General features: G+C 33.5%; 19 protein-coding genes and 1 pseudogene. 12 read left to right on the plus strand and 8 right to left on the minus strand.

What is annotated here, in order from left to right:
- The first annotated feature begins 2 nt into the window (after positions 1–2).
- The 5 genes from ACQKCJ_RS17740 to ACQKCJ_RS17760 all read left to right on the plus strand — a co-directional run bounded on the left by ACQKCJ_RS17740 (position 3) and on the right by ACQKCJ_RS17760 (position 3,945).
- Positions 3–203: a CcoQ/FixQ family Cbb3-type cytochrome c oxidase assembly chaperone gene (locus ACQKCJ_RS17740; RefSeq protein WP_427402574.1), complete on the plus strand. Its 201-nt coding sequence runs from the start codon at positions 3–5 to the stop codon at positions 201–203.
- On the plus strand, positions 200–1,138 hold the full coding sequence (locus ACQKCJ_RS17745; RefSeq protein ID WP_271335611.1) for a cbb3-type cytochrome c oxidase N-terminal domain-containing protein: 939 nt from the start codon (positions 200–202) through the stop codon (positions 1,136–1,138). Before ACQKCJ_RS17740 ends, ACQKCJ_RS17745 begins: the two co-directional genes overlap by 4 nt.
- A gap of 12 nt (positions 1,139–1,150) precedes the next feature.
- Positions 1,151–2,569: a cytochrome c oxidase accessory protein CcoG gene (gene ccoG, locus ACQKCJ_RS17750; protein ID WP_427402575.1), complete on the plus strand. Its 1,419-nt coding sequence runs from the start codon at positions 1,151–1,153 to the stop codon at positions 2,567–2,569.
- A 103-nt stretch (positions 2,570–2,672) separates the two neighbouring features.
- Entirely contained in the window at positions 2,673–3,122 is a 450-nt protein-coding gene (locus tag ACQKCJ_RS17755; RefSeq protein ID WP_427402576.1) for a FixH family protein, read from the plus strand.
- Positions 3,123–3,243: 121 nt separating this feature from the next.
- A complete protein-coding gene (locus tag ACQKCJ_RS17760) occupies positions 3,244–3,945 on the plus strand; it encodes a sulfite exporter TauE/SafE family protein (RefSeq protein WP_271335614.1) in 702 nt (233 codons plus the stop codon).
- Here ACQKCJ_RS17760 and hemN read toward each other — a convergent pair.
- The 5 genes from hemN to ACQKCJ_RS17785 form a co-directional block, all read right to left on the minus strand.
- Positions 3,942–5,303 (minus strand): oxygen-independent coproporphyrinogen III oxidase, encoded by a 1,362-nt coding sequence (gene hemN / locus ACQKCJ_RS17765; RefSeq protein WP_427402577.1) that lies wholly within the window; start codon positions 5,301–5,303, stop codon positions 3,942–3,944. The genes ACQKCJ_RS17760 and hemN overlap by 4 nt on opposite strands.
- A gap of 118 nt (positions 5,304–5,421) precedes the next feature.
- A complete protein-coding gene (locus tag ACQKCJ_RS17770; RefSeq protein ID WP_427402578.1) occupies positions 5,422–5,898 on the minus strand; it encodes a hypothetical protein in 477 nt (158 codons plus the stop codon).
- Between the two features lie 113 nt (positions 5,899–6,011).
- Positions 6,012–6,359 carry a hypothetical protein gene (locus tag ACQKCJ_RS17775; RefSeq protein ID WP_427402579.1) on the minus strand — a complete coding sequence of 116 codons (348 nt, stop codon included), beginning with the start codon at positions 6,357–6,359 and terminating at the stop codon, positions 6,012–6,014.
- A 120-nt stretch (positions 6,360–6,479) separates the two neighbouring features.
- The gene (locus ACQKCJ_RS17780) at positions 6,480–6,902 is read right to left on the minus strand and encodes a DoxX family protein (protein WP_271335619.1); all 423 of its coding nucleotides are present in this window, start codon (positions 6,900–6,902) and stop codon (positions 6,480–6,482) included.
- Between the two features lie 120 nt (positions 6,903–7,022).
- Positions 7,023–8,651 carry an acyl-CoA carboxylase subunit beta gene (locus ACQKCJ_RS17785; RefSeq protein ID WP_427402580.1) on the minus strand — a complete coding sequence of 543 codons (1,629 nt, stop codon included), beginning with the start codon at positions 8,649–8,651 and terminating at the stop codon, positions 7,023–7,025.
- 200 nt (positions 8,652–8,851) lie between these two features.
- Between ACQKCJ_RS17785 and ACQKCJ_RS17790 the strand changes: the two genes are divergently transcribed.
- The 4 genes from ACQKCJ_RS17790 to ACQKCJ_RS17805 all read left to right on the plus strand — a co-directional run bounded on the left by ACQKCJ_RS17790 (position 8,852) and on the right by ACQKCJ_RS17805 (position 10,673).
- A complete protein-coding gene (locus tag ACQKCJ_RS17790) occupies positions 8,852–9,442 on the plus strand; it encodes a TetR/AcrR family transcriptional regulator (protein WP_427402581.1) in 591 nt (196 codons plus the stop codon).
- A 69-nt stretch (positions 9,443–9,511) separates the two neighbouring features.
- Positions 9,512–9,970 (plus strand): hypothetical protein, encoded by a 459-nt coding sequence (locus ACQKCJ_RS17795; protein ID WP_427402582.1) that lies wholly within the window; start codon positions 9,512–9,514, stop codon positions 9,968–9,970.
- Between the two features lie 6 nt (positions 9,971–9,976).
- Entirely contained in the window at positions 9,977–10,288 is a 312-nt protein-coding gene (locus ACQKCJ_RS17800; protein ID WP_427402583.1) for a DUF3817 domain-containing protein, read from the plus strand.
- Between the two features lie 178 nt (positions 10,289–10,466).
- Positions 10,467–10,673 (plus strand): hypothetical protein, encoded by a 207-nt coding sequence (locus ACQKCJ_RS17805; protein WP_271335624.1) that lies wholly within the window; start codon positions 10,467–10,469, stop codon positions 10,671–10,673.
- A 61-nt stretch (positions 10,674–10,734) separates the two neighbouring features.
- On the opposite strand, the gene lpxD is transcribed toward ACQKCJ_RS17805, so the two are convergent.
- The 3 genes from lpxD to prfB form a co-directional block, all read right to left on the minus strand.
- Entirely contained in the window at positions 10,735–11,733 is a 999-nt protein-coding gene (lpxD, locus tag ACQKCJ_RS17810; protein ID WP_271335625.1) for a UDP-3-O-(3-hydroxymyristoyl)glucosamine N-acyltransferase, read from the minus strand.
- Positions 11,734–12,356: 623 nt separating this feature from the next.
- Positions 12,357–12,803: a peptide-methionine (R)-S-oxide reductase MsrB gene (msrB, locus tag ACQKCJ_RS17815; RefSeq protein ID WP_271335626.1), complete on the minus strand. Its 447-nt coding sequence runs from the start codon at positions 12,801–12,803 to the stop codon at positions 12,357–12,359.
- A 111-nt stretch (positions 12,804–12,914) separates the two neighbouring features.
- Positions 12,915–14,013 (minus strand): peptide chain release factor 2 gene (prfB, locus tag ACQKCJ_RS17820; protein ID WP_271335627.1). Its coding sequence is split into 2 segments (ribosomal slippage): positions 12,915–13,949 and positions 13,951–14,013, totalling 1,098 coding nucleotides; the frame shifts between segments, so codons are not numbered across the junction.
- A gap of 196 nt (positions 14,014–14,209) precedes the next feature.
- Here prfB and ACQKCJ_RS17825 point away from each other — a divergent pair.
- From ACQKCJ_RS17825 to ACQKCJ_RS17835, 3 genes and pseudogenes are all read left to right on the plus strand, one after another.
- Complete coding sequence (locus ACQKCJ_RS17825; RefSeq protein WP_427402584.1) at positions 14,210–15,271, plus strand: flavin monoamine oxidase family protein; 1,062 nt, start codon at positions 14,210–14,212, stop codon at positions 15,269–15,271.
- Positions 15,272–15,421: 150 nt separating this feature from the next.
- A complete protein-coding gene (locus ACQKCJ_RS17830) occupies positions 15,422–16,441 on the plus strand; it encodes a threonine aldolase family protein (RefSeq protein ID WP_427402585.1) in 1,020 nt (339 codons plus the stop codon).
- Positions 16,442–16,616: 175 nt separating this feature from the next.
- A pseudogene (locus ACQKCJ_RS17835) lies at positions 16,617–16,891 on the plus strand (IS4 family transposase); the annotation flags it as partial.

Genomic DNA, 16,891 nt, shown 5'->3' on the forward strand with positions numbered 1-16,891 from the left:
CTATGTTTGAACAAATAAAACACAATATTGAGACTATTTCGGGTATAGAGATTTACCCGATACTTTCTCTCCTGATATTCTTTTTCTTTTTTGTAGGATTAGGTTTTTGGGTATTCTCATATAAGAAAGAAAAAATACAGGAAATGAGTGAAATACCTTTAGATGAAGGATACAGTATAATTTCAAAAGATAATTTAAAATGAAAAAGTTTTTCCCAGCATATATAAGAGTACCGCTGATTTTCTTCATCGTTTTTGGTCTGATGGAGTATTGTATAGATTCAGGCGATAGGCCGGCATTTATAAAATACCCAATGGTATCTGTCTTTTTGTTTGTATTTCTGTTCATTTTAATTGCAATCGAAATTACATTAAGTGCCGTTAATCGAATTATGTACCAATTGATGTCACCGGAAGAAAAGGCAAAACTGGAATATGAAAATAGTTTGAGTTTAACAGAAAGTACTTGGTATAAAGATTTAATGCACAAGCTTACTAAAACGCAGCCTATCGAAAAAGAAGGTGACCTATTAATGGATCATGATTATGATGGCATTAAAGAGTTAGATAATAATTTACCGCCATGGTGGGTATATTTATTCTATATCTGTGTTATTTTTGGAGTTGTTTATTTTGCTCGTTATGAGGTTTTTGGAGGAGATGATCAGGAGATGGAGCTTAAAAAAGAAATGGCTCAGGCAAAAATTGATGTAGACGAATACCTTAAAACTGCGCCGGATTTAATGGATGAGAAAACAGTTGTTTTACTTACAGATCCAGAAAGTTTAGCAGCAGGTAAAGAAATATTTACAACGAACTGCGCCGCTTGTCACCGTGCTGACGCTGGTGGACAAATTGGACCTAACTTAACTGATGATCATTGGATTTTAGGCGGAGGAATAAAAAATCTCTTTCATACTATAACCAATGGAGGTCGTGACGGAAAAGGAATGATTGCCTGGAAAGGAACTTTGAAACCAAAGGAAATTCAAAAAGTAGCAAGTTATATTCTATCCTTACAAGGTAGTAATCCAAAAGATCCAAAAGAACCGGAAGGCGAGATTTGGGTAGATGAAAGTGCTCCAAAGAAAGATACCACAGCAAGTACAGCAGCAGATAGTACCCAAGTTAAAAAATAATTACAATAAATTATGTCAAATTTACCAGACGAAGCTTTTAGAGATACCATTGGAACTATTGATGAAGGAGGTAATCGAAAATTTATTTTTCCTAAAAAACCGTCTGGTAAGTTCTATGAGTATCGAAAAATAGTCAGCTATATTTTATTAGCCATTTTAATTGCCAATCCGTTTATAAAAGTAAACGGAAATCAATTCATGATGTTTAACGTGATGGAGCGGCGTTTTAATATTTTTGGATTTCCATTTTGGCCTCAGGATTTTTATCTCTTTGTGATATCAATGCTGGTTGGTATTGTTTTTATTATCTTGTTTACAGTTGTATTTGGAAGGATTTTTTGTGGATGGATTTGTCCCCAGACTATTTTTTTAGAAATGGTTTTTCGCCGAATCGAATATTGGATTGATGGCGATCGTGGTGCTCAGATGCGATTGGCAAGGCAAGAATGGAATACAGAAAAAATTAGAAAAAGACTGACTAAATGGATTGTCTTTTTTCTGATTTCATTTGGGATTGCTAATGTTTTTCTGGCTTATTTAGTAGGTAGTGATCAATTGTTCTTAATGGTCGAAGAAGGACCAATTAAGCAATCCAGTAACTTCATTGCGTTATTAATTTTTACAGGAGTTTTCTATTTTGTATTTGTATGGTTTCGCGAACAGGTTTGTATTATTGCCTGTCCGTACGGAAGACTGCAGGGAGTTCTTTTAGATAATAAATCTATAAATGTAGCCTATGATTTTGTACGCGGGGAAAAAGAAGCCGGTCGTGCAAAATTCAATAAAAAAGAAGACAGGGCAACAACAGGAAAAGGCGATTGTATTGATTGTCATCAATGCGTGCATGTTTGCCCAATGGGAATTGATATAAGAAACGGAACACAGTTAGAATGTACTAATTGTACTGCTTGTATCGATGAATGCGACACTATTATGGATAGTGTTGGTTTGCCAAAAGGTCTTATTAGATATGCGTCTGAAGATGAAATCGTGAAGAAAGCACCTTTTAAATTTACAGCAAGAATGAAAGGCTATACAGCTGTTTTATTTATTCTGTTAAGTGTTTTTGTTGGAATGTTGTTTCTTAGAACAGACGTTCAAGCGGTTGTTTTACGTTTACCAGGACAGTTATTTCAGCATAAAGGAGATAAGATCAGTAATGTTTATACCTATAAAATTGTTAATAAAACAATGAAGGATTATCATGATATTCATTTTGAATTAATTGATCAAAAAGGAAGTATTGAAAATGTTGGAAAACAGCATTTCAAAGTTTTAAAAGAGGGTATTTCTCAAGGAACATTGTTTATAGAAATTGACGAAGCTCTTTTGGAAAGTGATAAAACCAAAGTGAAAATTGGAGTTTATAATGGCAAAGAATTGCTGGAAACAACAACAACAAATTTCTTAGGACCGCGAAGTTTTAATTAGTAAAAAAAAAGACCATGAAATCGCCACAAATAAAACTTTTTGAAATAAGAACAAATAAAAAGGCGATGCCATATTTGACCAATAACAAATAAAATTTACAAATATGAAAATCAATTGGGGAACCGGAATTGTCATTGCATTTGCATTGTTTATGACTTTTATATTATATTTTGTTTTTGAAGTACAATCTAATAGTAAATATGATAATGATTTAGTAGTTGAAGAATACTACAAACATGATTCGCATTTTCAGGATGAAATGGCCCGAATTCAAAATGCTCATGACTTACAGTATAAACCTTCTATTTCTTACAGTGAAAATGGGGTAAAAATAGCTTTTCCTTCTACTTTTGAAAGCAATAAAGTAAAAGGAAATGTTTTGTTATACAGACCATCAAACAAGAAATTTGATTTTGACACACAAATTGGCTTGACCAATTCAGCGTTGCTTATTCCGCAAAAGAAGCTTATAAAAGGACGTTGGGATGTAAATATGGAATGGGAATATAACGGAACAAAATATTTAACTAAAGAAGTTATTTACGTAAACTAGATGAGAATACTTTAAAAGATATTTTCTACCACAGATTATCAAGATTTGAACTTTTGTTTAAAGAGATTTTCAAATCCTTTTGATCTTATTTATCTTTTGCAAAAAGAAAAAAACACATCAAATGTTGTACTCAGCTTTTATATTAGGTTTGATTAGCAGCCTGCACTGTATCGGAATGTGCGGTCCTATTGCTATGATGCTGCCCGTAGATCGCCAAAATGAGGCAAAAAAAGTAACGCAGATTATAACGTATCATTTAGGAAGATTAACTGCGTACGCAACAATTGGATTAATTTTTGGATTGCTGGGAAAAGGTTTTTATCTCGCAGGAGTACAAAAAAATATGTCTGTTTTTATAGGAGTAGCCATGATTCTTGTGGTTTTGATACCTGAAAAAGTTTTTTCTAAATACAATTTTTCAAAACCGGTTTATAGAATTATTTCAAAAATTAAATCAAGCCTGGGGAATCAGTTTAAAAAGAAAACCTACAAATCTCTCTTCACAATAGGATTATTAAACGGTTTTCTGCCCTGCGGAATGGTTTACGTTGCCTTATTTGGTGCAATTGCAATGCAAAGTGCCGGCTTTGGAGTTTTGTATATGATTTTATTCGGAGTAGGAACTGTGCCTCTAATGACGATCGTAGTTTATATAAATTCATTGATAAAACTGCCTTTTAGAAATAAGATCCAAAAGGCAATTCCATATGTAGCGGTACTAATAGGTGTTTTATTTATCCTTAGAGGACTATGTTTAGGAATTCCTTATATCTCTCCATCAAACATAAGTATGAATGTACAAGAAACTCCTAATTGTCATTAAACAGTCATCGAAAACAAGTTTGTTTCCGGTGATTTTCTTTTTAAATGTAAATCAAATGCCATACAAATATTGCGTACAAAAGGTCTTCCGGCTTCTGTAATTTTAATTTTGTTTTCTTCGATTACAATTAATTGATCTTTTTCGATTTCTCTTAGATTTTCCAAAACAGCATGGATTTCTTTAAAATACAATTCATTATCCCATGAAGTTTCAAATTTACATGTTAAGTTTAATATGTGTTTTCTAATGATTAAATCTTCATTGTTCAAAATATGACCTTTTACCACCGGTAGTTTGTTTTCTTCTAACAATTGATAATAGTCTTCTATACTTTTTGTGTTTTGGGTAAAACTATACCAGCTGTCACTAATAGATGAAACGCCCAAACCAATCATAAGTTGTGTTTTTGAAGCACTATAACCCATAAAATTTCTGTGTAATTCCTTATTCTCGGTTGCTTTATATAAACTATCAGATTTTAAGGCAAAATGATCCATTCCAATTTCATGATACCCGTTTTTAGAAAGCATTTGTTTTCCTGTTTCATACAGCATTCTTTTTTCAGCATCTTTAGGAAGATTCTCTTCATTGAATCCGCGTTGTCCGTTTCCTTTTATCCACGGCACATGAGCGTAGCTGTAAAAGGCCAGACGATCCGGTTTTAGAGAATTTGTTTTTTCGACAGTGTCGATTACGTTTTCAATCGTTTGAAATGGAAGTCCAAATATAATATCATGACCAATAGAAGTATAACCAATCTCTTTTGCCCAAAAAGTAACTTTTGCTACATTATGGAAGGGTTGAATTCTATGAATCGCTTTCTGAACCTTTTCGGCATAATCCTGAACACCAAAACTAACACGGCGAAAGCCTAAATCATATAATTTTTTAAGGTGTTCATAAGTGGTGTTATTAGGATGACCTTCAAAACTAAATTCATAGTCTTTTGCTTTATTTGCCTTAGAAAGAATACCGCCTATAAGTAATTCTAGATTTTTTGTAGAGAAAAAGGTTGGAGTTCCTCCGCCTAAATGAATTTCTTTAATAACTGGTTTTTCCTGCAGCAATTGGCAGTACAAATCCCATTCTTTTAAAATGGCTTCTATATACGTTTCTTCGACTGAATGGTTCTTGGTAATGCGTTTATTGCAACCGCAAAAGGTACACATGCTTTCGCAAAATGGTAAGTGTATGTATAAACTGATTCCGTTTTGAAAATTACTTTCTAAAAATGCTTTCTGAAAAGACGCTATCCATTTTTGATCTGTGAAATCACTTTCGTTCCAGTACGGAACTGTTGGATAACTTGTATATCTGGGACCTGGGACATTGTACTTTTGAGTCAGTGAGATTTTCATAAAGTCAGAATTTGTTTCAATCAAAATTAGAATTTATGCTCTGGATGAAAAATGACAAATATCATATAATTCCAAATAAAAAGAGGCTCACTAGGAGCCTCTTTTCTGAATTAAATAACTAACGTGAAATAGAATCTTGGATGATTTTAAGCCATTTTTTTGCAAACTGATGATCTTGATAAGCACTTATTTGTTTGATGCGGTCGTCATCAAAATCATAGAATGGTATTGTAATTTTTTTAGGAGAATCTTTGTCCTGAAATTCAAAGTCAATTTTGACAATTGTATCTGAAGGTCCTTCGGTTGTTAAAACTAATTTAGCAGAAGCAGCACTTTTTAAATCCAGATAGGTCGATTCTTGTTGATTTGGATTGAAATTCATCAGGATAAATCGTCTGTTTTTTTGATCTAACGTAAGCGTTTTATTGCTTTGAGATTCTGTTAAATCGAAATCTTCCGGATGTGTTGGATTGAATTTCTTTTTTATGCCTAAAATTTTTGATTTGTTAGCTGCAGTCGATCGTGCAGAATAATAAATAGGAACGGCTACTATGATCGCAATCACAATACCAATTATGGTTACACTTGTTTCCATTGTGTTTTAAAAATTTGGTAAATTACTATGAAATTTGGCACTATTTTCAAAAGAGAAAATAGCTCAGTTTGTTGGAAAACTACTGTTTTCCTGACGGGAACTTCATAAATTGTCTACCAGAAAAAATGGAAAGGATAGAGCATTAAAAGAACTTTTTTGCTCTGGGTTGCAAATTGATTCGCAAAATTTGATGTTGATTTTACTGCTTTATGCTGAGGAATCACTACCAATAAAGAATCAAACCATTTACCTAATATAGAAGGATTGGTCTTGATATTTGCTGTAAATTGATAACTTGCCTGTGGTTGTATAAATGCTAATGAATCAGAGTGATCTATAGAAAAATTAGTATCCGTTTTTTGACTTTCGGTAATTTGAATAGCAGATTCATTTGCCTGAACAGCAAAAAAAGCAATTATCAAAAGTGATAGAAAAATAACGGTTTTACGAATCCAATTCATGGTGGCGAATTTAACTCATAAAATACAATTAAAGAAATTTTAAAGAATTAATTAACTTTAAAGTTTGGTTATTATTTTATCCCCAACATTCCTGTAATTATTGCTGAGGATAGAATAAAATTATTTTTGCATTTTGAAATAATAATCAGCGGAATGTTTTCCACTTCCATAAAAAAGGAAGAAAATACAAGCTAGTAAAACAACTATTGCCAAAATTAAACTTTCAGAGTGCATATGTCCCATAAAGTTAATAAGGATTGCTCCAAAGAGTATTGGTAACTGAGCTGCAATTGCCCAACGCGTAAGTAGCCCGAAAACGATCATAATGCCACCAATCATGTGGGCTGGCGCAATATAATGTACAAGAAACATACCGCCGCCAAATTGATCAATTGGCGAAATTAAATCATGTAAATACTGAATGTTGGTTATGAACCAAACTCCCTTCATAAATAAAAAAACACCTAAAACAATACGTACTAAATCTACTGGTAAATAAGTGTGCGCATTTGCCCATTTATTTAAACTTTTTACATTTTCCATGATACTACGTGATTAGAAATTACATATAAAGTTACTAATTTTTAATGAAGTATTTGTTTTTAAAGGATTAAAGATGAGTGATTTGGTAGTTTTTTAACGAATTTAATGTGTTTATGGAAATCAGACCTGAATTACACCCAGATTAAAAGCTTTTTGAATAGGAGCGTGGTTGGCAGCTTCGATACCCAGAGAAATCCAGGTACGAGTATCTAGAGGATCGATGATCGCGTCTGTCCATAATCTTGAAGCGGCATAATAAGGCGAAGTTTGTTCGTCGTAACGTGCTTTTATTTTATTAAATAATTCCGCTTCTTTGGCTTCGTCTACGATTTCTCCTTTTGCTTTAAGCGAAGAAGCTTCAATTTGCGCCAATACTTTTGCAGCCTGAGTTCCGCCCATAACGGCAAGTTCTGCACTTGGCCAGGCAAAAATTAACCTCGGATCATAGGCTTTTCCGCACATGGCATAATTTCCTGCTCCGTATGAGTTACCAACAATAACGGTGAATTTTGGAACAACAGAGTTACTTACAGCGTTAACCATTTTTGCACCGTCTTTTATTATTCCGCCATGTTCAGATTTTGATCCTACCATAAAACCGGTTACATCTTGTACAAATACCAGCGGGATTTTCTTTTGGTTGCAATTGGCAATAAAACGAGTTGCTTTATCAGCACTGTCAGAATATATGACACCACCAAACTGCATTTCGCCTTTTTTGGTTTTTACTACTTTTCTTTGATTCGCAACTATACCTACAGCCCAACCGTCGATTCTGGCATAACCTGTAATGATGGTTTGGCCGTAACCCTCTTTATAAGCTTCAAATTCTGAATTATCAACCAAACGATTGATGATTTCCATCATATCATATTGCTCGTTTCGGGCTTTTGGCAAAATTCCGTAGATATCCTTGGGATCTAAAGCAGGTTTTTCAGCTTTGATTCTGTTATAACCGGCTTTGTCGTAATCACCTATTTTATCAACTATATTTTTTATTTTATCTAAGGCATCTTTATCATCTTTAGCCTTATAATCTGTCACTCCGGAAATTTCGCAATGTGTTGTCGCACCGCCCAGAGTTTCATTATCAATGGTTTCGCCAATGGCTGCTTTTACGAGATAACTTCCTGCAAGGAAAATGCTTCCGGTTTTATCTACAATCAAGGCTTCATCACTCATAATAGGTAAGTATGCGCCACCAGCAACACAACTGCCCATAACGGCAGCAATTTGAGTGATTCCCATACTGCTCATTTGAGCATTGTTTCTAAAGATTCGGCCAAAATGTTCTTTGTCGGGAAAAATTTCATCCTGAAGTGGTAAGTAAACACCTGCACTATCGACTAAATAAATAATTGGTAATCTGTTTTCCATTGCAATTTCCTGCGCACGAAGGTTTTTCTTTCCTGTAATAGGAAACCAGGCGCCGGCCTTTACAGTGGCATCATTGGCAACAACAATACATTGTTTACCTCTTATATATCCTATTTTTATGACTACACCACCAGACGGACAACCGCCGTGTTCAGCATACATTCCGTCTCCGACAAAACCTCCAATTTCAATATTTTTTGCACCTTCATCCAATAGATAAGCGATACGTTCGCGAGCTGTCATTTTACCCTCGGCATGCAGTTTTTCGATACGTTTTTCGCCTCCCCCCAATTTCACCTTGGCAAATCTTTGTTTTAAGTCAGAAAGTAGTAATTTATTGTGATCTTCGTTTTTATTGAAGTTTAAATCCATGATATATTGTTGTTTTTACAAAATAGTGTTGGCTAATTTACAAAATCAATTGAAACCCACACAATAAATAGTATCGACTTATAAAATAAAAGTGTGTTTTTGAAATTATAAATTTTGTAAAAAATAGACCAGACTTTCAAATTGATCTTTAGTGATATTTTTTGCTTTAATTTGTGGTTTCATACCAATTAGTATTTTTTATGTCAAAAGCAGCCAATACACGACTAACAATTCTTCATAAAGCGTTTGAATTAATTTATTCAAAAGGTTATCAAACTACTAGTATTGATGATATCATTGCGACTACACAAGTTACGAAAGGTGCTTTTTATTATCATTTTAAAACAAAAGATGAAATGGGAATCGCTATTATCGAAGAAATTTTAAAACCTACAATGCTTGAAAGTTTTATACAGCCAATTGAAAATTCGCAAAATCCTATTGACGATTTGTATAATATGATTTCATATTTACTGCTTGAGGATCCTTTTTTAGAAGTAAAATACGGTTGCCCGGTTGGAAATTTAACTCAGGAAATGACTCCCTGGAATGCGCAGTTTAGCAAAGCTTTGCTTGAATTGGTAAATCAATGGATGCATACTATTCAAAAAATAATTTTAGAGGCTCAAAATTCCGGCTTGGTTCGAAAGGAAGTTAATGGAGAACAAGTCGCTTTTTTTATTATGTCGGGCTATTGGGGGATACGTAATTTTGGAAAACTTCAAAATAATAATTCATGCTATATTGTTTATTTAAAAGAGTTTAGGGATTATTTGAACGGCTTGAAATAAAATCTAATTCAAAAACATACTAGTTAGTATGTTTTTGAATATATTTGCATTGTCAATAATCAAAAAACAATGTATCAAATACTTTTAATTTGCCATTCTTTTTTAAGATGGTTCGTTTTGATAAGCTTATTATATTCTATTTTTAGAGCTTACAAAGGATGTTTTTATCAATTATCGTTTACTAAGACAGATAATTTAGTCCGGCATTGGACTGCTACAATTGCTCATATTCAATTAATTTTCGGGATACTAATGTATGTGCAAAGCCCAATTGTAAAATATTTTTGGGCTAATTTTTCGACAGCTATTCAAAATATGGATAGTGCTTTCTTCGGAATTCTTCATATTTTATTAATGCTTACTGCAATTGTTTTAATAACCATTGGTTCGGCTTTGGCAAAAAGAAAGCCAACTGATCGTGATAAATTTAAGACAATGCTCATTTGGTTTTCAATAGCCTTATTCATCATTTTTATTGCCATTCCGTGGCCTTTTTCACCTTTAGCAAGCAGACCTTATTTAAGATAAAATTTTATGACACATTTACTACAGACAAATACCGGAAGATTACGAATTATTGGTTTCTTAGAAGGAATTTCATTATTGGTTTTGATTTTTATAGCTGTTCCTTTAAAATACATTTTTGAAACGCCATTTTTAACCAGACCTATTGGGACTATTCATGGGGCTTTATTTTTACTATTTATTTTTAATACTTTAAGCGTAGGTGTAGAGCAAAATTGGAAATTTAGTGATACCACCTGGAAAGTGCTTTTGGCATGTTTAATTCCGTTTGGGACTTTTTATATAGATGCTAAAATTTTAAGCAAGATTGAAGTTAAATAAGCATCAATTCTAAAAACTGTGGAAAGACAGCGGTTTTTACCGCAAAGTAAACCAAGATTTTAAATGTATAGTTCTGTAAAAAACAAACAATACTAGGATGAAATCTTTGCGCAGCTTGCGGTTAAATAATACAATTATATTCACCTAAGTTTAAATCATCAAATTAAAAATCAAAAAAATGGTTTTAGTTTTTAAAACAAATATCGATACCGTTTCTAAGGTGAAACGAATTTCGGCAAAATTGAATAAGCTTTTTCCAAAATCAAAATGGAACTTTGATCTTGAAGATTGTGATAATATCTTAAGATTTGAATCTGATATTGATATCGTAAAAGAAGTTATGATCTTAATGAAAATTACAGGTTTTGAGTGTGAAGCTTTGTAAAGTATTAAGCAAAAAAAAACAGAAGTCACCTTCTGTTTTTTTATATGATATATATTGTTTGTTATTTTTTAGAATCGCAAACCATTCGTTTTAAAATTGCCCATTGTTTTAAGGCATCACGAGCTTCGACAGCAGGATATCCCAACATTGTTTTACCTGCAGCAACATCGCCAACTACACCAGAACCTGCACCAACGATAGCACCATCGCCAATAGTAGTATGATCTTTTATAGAAGCGCTTCCGCCAATAATAACTCCATTTCCTAAAGTCACTGATCCGGCTAAACCGCTATTTCCGGCCATGATACAAAATTTACCTAATTTACTATTGTGTCCAATTTGAACCAAATTGTCGATTTTGCATCCGTCACCAAGAACTGTTGAGCTAAATTTTCCGCGATCAACACAAGAGTTAGCACCTATTTCAACACCGTTTCCGATAATTACATTTCCTATTTGCGGAATTTTTACAAGACCTTTTTCACTACAAGGACGGAACCCAAAACCATCAGCACCAATTGTTGCATTTGGATGAATAATACAATCGCTGCCAATATGACAACGTTCACGAACTACAGTTCCTGACCAGATAATGGTGTTTTTACCAATAGTACATTCGTCTAAAATTGTAACATTTGGATAAATAGTTGCATGTGCTCCAATTTCAACTTTTGGACCAATATAACAGCCTGCACCAATTCGTGCACCTTCGCCAATAATTGCTGTTTCGTCTACATTTGCTGACTTATGAATATTATTGCGAAAGATTGGAGTAGGAGGAGCAAAAAGGGCTAAGATCTGAGACATCGCTAAATCAGCATTCTTTACTTTAATAAAAGCACGATTATTTCCAGGTTCGATCGAAATGTCTTCATTTACAACTGCAATTGAAGCTTTTGATCCTTCCCAGAATTTTTCATACTTTTTATTTCCTATAAATGAAATTTCAGAAGTGGTCGCTTTCTCTAATTGTTCTGTTGCTGATACGCTTTGCGAAGTTGTGCCGTAAATTACGCCATTAATAACTTCATTAATTTCTTGAATTGAATAGGATTTCATCGAATGAATTTAATTGATTTAGGGGTTAATTCGCACCAAATAAAATCAATTAGATTTAAATTACCTAATCTTATTTTGAACTTTTTTAAATAGTATTTTAAATAATAGTTTAAATATTACAAATTTAACATTAAATCTATTAATTTGTTGATGGTTTTTAAATTATTGGTGGTATATGAATTTTTTTAATTCGCCTATTTGTAGGTTTTTGATTGCCTTTTTATAAACTGTTCGATTTGTATAGATAGAGAGATTAATGAAACTGTATCTTGTTTTAAATCAAATTGTTTTGCTTTTTTATGGGCTTCAAATGTCTGTGTAATTGATTCTCTCAGGATGTTGAAATTTTGTAAGTTTCCCGTTTATCTTTTTCTTTTAAGGATTTTCCGAAATTCTTATATTTAATTACTGGCAAATAAGATATAACGGTGTTTTAATTCAATTATTTTGAGACCGTTTTTATAGTTTAACTTTCAGGAATATTTATGTTGTTAAGTTAAAACTTACATGATTTAAAACAGAAGGATTTTTGGAGGGTATTTTGAAATAGTTCTTTCGGTATTTTTATTGCAGTAGAAAAACAAAAAAGCGATCCATTTGATAACAAGGAATCGCTTTTATATTTATTCTTTTATTTTAGACAATGAGATAGCATTAATGCAATAACGTAGACCACTTGGTTCCGGACCATCAGGAAAAACGTGTCCTAAATGTGCATCGCAGGTATTACAAACTACTTCGACACGAATCATTCCGTATGATTTATCAGCATTGTATGCGATTGCATTTTCTTTTAAAGGTTGTGTAAAAGAAGGCCAGCCTGTTCCTGATTCAAATTTTTCGCTTGCATCAAAAAGTAAAGTGCCACAACATTTGCATTCATATATTCCAGGATCGAATAAGCTGCAAAGTTCAGAGCTAAAAGATCGTTCTGTACCTTTTAAACGTGTAACCTGAAATTCTTCAGGAGTTAAAATTTGTTTCCACTCTTCCGGAGTTTTCTCCACTCTTTTATCCGGAGTAGGATTTCCTTTATTCGTAAAATGAATTATATCTGCCCACTTAATCATAACTTTTTTATTTAATTTATAGTCTCAGTTTTCAGTTTATAGTCTCAGTTTTCAATCTCAGTCTCAGTATTTGCGGACTGTAAAGCTGTGACTGAAAACTGCGACTAAAAATTATTCTTCCTCTTTTTGTCCCATCATCATTAAAAATGCTTTCAGGAAAGGATCAATATTTCCGTTCATTACGCCATCAACATCACTTGTTTCATAACCGGTACGAACATCTTTTACTAGTTTATAAGGCTGCATTACATAATTACGTATTTGCGAACCCCATTCGATTTTCATTTTTCCGGCTTCGATATCAGCACGTTGTGCCTGTTGTTTTTTCAATTCGATTTCGTACAATTGAGAACGTAGCATTTGCATGGCGCGTTGTCTGTTATCTTGTTGAGAACGAGTTTCAGAACATTGAATCTGGATTCCGGTTGGTTTGTGAACCAATTGCACTTTTGTTTCAACCTTATTTACATTTTGTCCTCCAGCTCCACTAGAACGAGAAGTTGTAATTTCGATATCAGCAGGATTAATGTCAATTTCGATACTATCATCTACAAGCGGATAGACATAAACAGATGCAAATGAAGTATGACGCTTGGCATTACTATCAAAAGGAGAGATTCGCACTAAGCGATGAACGCCGTTTTCTCCTTTTAAATATCCAAAAGAATAATCGCCTTCAAACTCCAGCGTTACGGTTTTTATTCCTGCAACCTCACCAGCCTGAAAGTTAAGTTCTTTTATCTTGAAGCCATAACTTTCTCCCCACATCATATACATACGCATCAGCATTCCTGCCCAATCACAACTTTCGGTTCCGCCCGCACCGGCAGTAATTTGTACTACGGCACTTAAGCTGTCACCTTCGTCAGAAAGCATGTTTTTGAATTCGATGTTTTCTATATGAGCCTGGGTTGTGTTATAATGCTCGTCTAATTCTTCTGCAGAAAGTTCTCCTTCTTTATAAAAATCGTAGGCAAGTTGCAATTCATCTGTAAGTTCGATTGCTTTATTATAATCTTCGATCCATTTTTTCTTATTTCGAAGGTTTTTTACAATCACTTCAGCTTCTTTTGGATTGTTCCAAAAGTCGGGTGCGAAAGTTTTTTCTTCTTCGTTGGCGATTTCAATTAGTTTGGCATCAACGTCAAAGATACCTCCTCAACGCACCAAGGCGCTCCACAATACCTTTTATTTGTTCGGTAGTTGTCATAAATTAATAGTAGTTTTATAAGTTTTTATAAATAGTACGTCATTAAAATAAACATTCTAAAAACGTAATTTTGTCCTGCAAAAATAGCTATAGTTTTTATATTATAGGAATAAATTTAACAGGAGAAAAAAGAAATTTAAAGTCTATAACTCAAATAATGATATGGATAATTTAAGTACGTACAATTTACATAAAGATGAAACAAAGAATAACAATTTTAGGAGGTGGATTATCGGGATTATTAATTGGTTACAGATTGAAGAAATTAGGATTTAAAATTCAGATTCTGGAAGCAAGAAATCGTTTGGGCGGTAGAATTTCGACGGTTTTAAGTGCGAATGAAACTCCTGTAGAAATGGGGGCAACCTGGTTTGGAGAACAACATATTAATCTTTTGGCTTTGTTAAAAGAACTTGGACTTTCGTATTTTGAACAACATATGAAGGGTACCGCTTATTTTGAAGCTTTTTCTATGACGCCACCGCAAAGTATTGATATTCCGGATGACAATCCGAGTTATAGAATAGCCGGCGGTACATCATCGTTGATAAAAGTGCTGGCAGAATATTTTGATAAAGAGGAGGTTTATTTGAATCAACAGGTAAAAGAGTTAGATTTTAATAATGATGTTGTCATGATAACTACGGATCATAGAAGTTTTGAAACAGATATTGTGATTTCAACTTTACCGCCTGCCTTATTGGTTAATTCAATTAAGTTTTCGCCGTCAATTTCGTCAGAGCTTAGTGATATTGCTAAATCTACTCATACCTGGATGCAGGATGCTATTAAGGTGGCTTTGGTTTATAAAGAGCCATTCTGGAGGAATAAAAATATATCCGGGACTTTGTTTAGTAATGTTGGGCCAGTAACCGAGTTTTACGATCATTCTAATTATGAAGTCACAAAATACGCTTTATGTGGATTTATTAATAGTGGTTATTCTCAATTTTCTAAAGCGGAAAGAAAAGAAAAAATAATCAGTCAGTTGGAACGGCTATTAGGTTCTGAAGTTTTAGGATATGTTGCTTATGAAGAAATTATTTGGTCTGAAGAGTCTTTTACCAAGGATAAAGAACAGGGAAATACTTTTGTTTATCCGCATCAAAACAACGGGAATGCTGTTTTTTCTCAGGACTATTTTAATAATAAATTTTATATCTCCGGCACAGAAACTTCGTCTCACTTTCCGGGGTACATCGAGGGTGCTGTATTTTCAGCCAACAAAATAGTTTCTAAAATTGTAAATTATCTGTAGAATAATGTGGTGGTTTTATATGTTTTTTGCAAATATTACGTTAATTTGGTTCTATAGTAAGTTTCAAGTTAAATTTTAATAAAACTTACCAAGAATAACTCTTAGGAATATGTAATTTTGCTCTACAAAAAAAGATATACTTTTTAGAATATGGAAATAAATTTAATTAGCGATACCATTACCAAGCCTACACATGAAATGTTGCAGTATATGTTTAACGCTCATGTTGGCGATGATGTATACAGGCAAGATCCTACGGTTATAGAGTTAGAGACCAGAGTAGCTGAATTTTTTGGTATGGAAGCCGGGCTTTTTTTTCCGTCAGGAACTATGGCAAATCAAACCGCTATCAAATTACATACACAACCCGGAGAGCAGTTAATTGCAGATAAATATGCACATGTCTACAATTATGAAGGTGGAGGAGTTTCGTTTAACAGCGGTGTTTCATGCTGTCTATTAGATGGGAATCGAGGAATGATTACTGCAAGTCAGGTGGCTGCTGCGATCAATGATCCGGAATTTTATCATGCTCCGCTAACAAGTTTGGTTTGTGTAGAAAACACAACAAACAAAGGTGGTGGCGCTTGTTATGAATTAGAAGATTTAAGAGAAATAAAAAAGGTTTGTGATGCTAATAATTTGAAATTCCATCTTGATGGAGCCAGAATTTGGAATGCATTGGTAGCCAAAAGACAAAATCCGAAAGAATTTGGAGCTATTTTCGATACTATTTCGGTTTGTTTGTCAAAAGGTTTAGGTGCGCCAATTGGTTCAGTATTATTAGGATCTAAAGCTGATATTCACAGAGCGTTGAGAATCAGAAAGATACTTGGCGGAGGAATGCGTCAGGTAGGTTATTTGGCGGCGGCAGGATTGTATGCTTTGGCAAATAATATCGAACGATTAGCGGAGGATCATAGAAGGGCTAAAGAAATTGCAGCAGTAATAAGCACAAAACCTTGGGTAGCGCATATAGAACCGGTAGAAACTAATATTTTGATTTTCTCGCTGACTGAAGGTTACAGTGATCAGCTTTTGATTGAAAAATTAAAAAACAAAAATATATTGATCAGCTCAATGGGACACAATAAACTTAGGGTTGTAACGCATTTAGATTATAAAGAAGTAATGCATACCTATGTGATTGAAACGTTGCAGAAATTCTAAAAAAAGGTGCAAAGTAGCATAGGTGCAAAGGAACAAACGTTTAATAAAAAAAGAGGCAAAATATTAGTCATGGTCGGAAGATTTTTCTTCCGACTTTTTTTTGTCTTGTTCTTAACAAATTATTCTTAACAGGATTAATCTTGTTTGTATATTTATTGCCGTAAATCAGTAATTTATGGCAAATTTTAAAGATCACAAAGTATGCGTTAATGAGCTGCTAGGTTTTATTCCTGAAGCACTCTTGTCACATCTCTCTACTAGTACAAAAGTAGACTATTATTCAAAAGTACTTCATGGTAAAAAAGTATTTTACCTACTTCTGTATGCTATTCTAGACAATGAGAAACTCAGTCAACGCACATTAGAAGATACTTTTAATTATTCCGGTTTTAAAACTATTTTCAATCTAGAGGAATCTGAAACAGTCAGGAGAAGTTCTATTTCTGAGAG

Origin of the sequence: Flavobacterium sp. NPDC079362 (assembly GCF_050267765.1) — a bacterium.
GTDB lineage: Bacteria > Bacteroidota > Bacteroidia > Flavobacteriales > Flavobacteriaceae > Flavobacterium > Flavobacterium azizsancarii.

What these genes read in the sequence shown, in the direction of transcription:
- ACQKCJ_RS17775 (WP_427402579.1), bottom strand. Translation starts at nt 6,359, where the DNA reads ATGAATTGGATTCGTAAAACCGTTATTTTTCTATCACTTTTGATAATT.
- ACQKCJ_RS17740 (WP_427402574.1), top strand. Translation starts at nt 3, where the DNA reads ATGTTTGAACAAATAAAACACAATATTGAGACTATTTCGGGTATAGAG.
- ACQKCJ_RS17795 (WP_427402582.1), top strand. Translation starts at nt 9,512, where the DNA reads ATGTATCAAATACTTTTAATTTGCCATTCTTTTTTAAGATGGTTCGTT.
- ACQKCJ_RS17805 (WP_271335624.1), top strand. Translation starts at nt 10,467, where the DNA reads ATGGTTTTAGTTTTTAAAACAAATATCGATACCGTTTCTAAGGTGAAA.
- ACQKCJ_RS17825 (WP_427402584.1), top strand. Translation starts at nt 14,210, where the DNA reads ATGAAACAAAGAATAACAATTTTAGGAGGTGGATTATCGGGATTATTA.
- ACQKCJ_RS17785 (WP_427402580.1), bottom strand. Translation starts at nt 8,651, where the DNA reads ATGGATTTAAACTTCAATAAAAACGAAGATCACAATAAATTACTACTT.
- msrB (WP_271335626.1), bottom strand. Translation starts at nt 12,803, where the DNA reads ATGATTAAGTGGGCAGATATAATTCATTTTACGAATAAAGGAAATCCT.
- ACQKCJ_RS17800 (WP_427402583.1), top strand. Translation starts at nt 9,977, where the DNA reads ATGACACATTTACTACAGACAAATACCGGAAGATTACGAATTATTGGT.
- hemN (WP_427402577.1), bottom strand. Translation starts at nt 5,303, where the DNA reads ATGAAAATCTCACTGACTCAAAAGTACAATGTCCCAGGTCCCAGATAT.
- ACQKCJ_RS17830 (WP_427402585.1), top strand. Translation starts at nt 15,422, where the DNA reads ATGGAAATAAATTTAATTAGCGATACCATTACCAAGCCTACACATGAA.
- ACQKCJ_RS17790 (WP_427402581.1), top strand. Translation starts at nt 8,852, where the DNA reads ATGTCAAAAGCAGCCAATACACGACTAACAATTCTTCATAAAGCGTTT.
- ACQKCJ_RS17755 (WP_427402576.1), top strand. Translation starts at nt 2,673, where the DNA reads ATGAAAATCAATTGGGGAACCGGAATTGTCATTGCATTTGCATTGTTT.
- ACQKCJ_RS17780 (WP_271335619.1), bottom strand. Translation starts at nt 6,902, where the DNA reads ATGGAAAATGTAAAAAGTTTAAATAAATGGGCAAATGCGCACACTTAT.
- ACQKCJ_RS17745 (WP_271335611.1), top strand. Translation starts at nt 200, where the DNA reads ATGAAAAAGTTTTTCCCAGCATATATAAGAGTACCGCTGATTTTCTTC.
- ccoG (WP_427402575.1), top strand. Translation starts at nt 1,151, where the DNA reads ATGTCAAATTTACCAGACGAAGCTTTTAGAGATACCATTGGAACTATT.
- ACQKCJ_RS17770 (WP_427402578.1), bottom strand. Translation starts at nt 5,898, where the DNA reads ATGGAAACAAGTGTAACCATAATTGGTATTGTGATTGCGATCATAGTA.
- ACQKCJ_RS17760 (WP_271335614.1), top strand. Translation starts at nt 3,244, where the DNA reads ATGTTGTACTCAGCTTTTATATTAGGTTTGATTAGCAGCCTGCACTGT.
- lpxD (WP_271335625.1), bottom strand. Translation starts at nt 11,733, where the DNA reads ATGAAATCCTATTCAATTCAAGAAATTAATGAAGTTATTAATGGCGTA.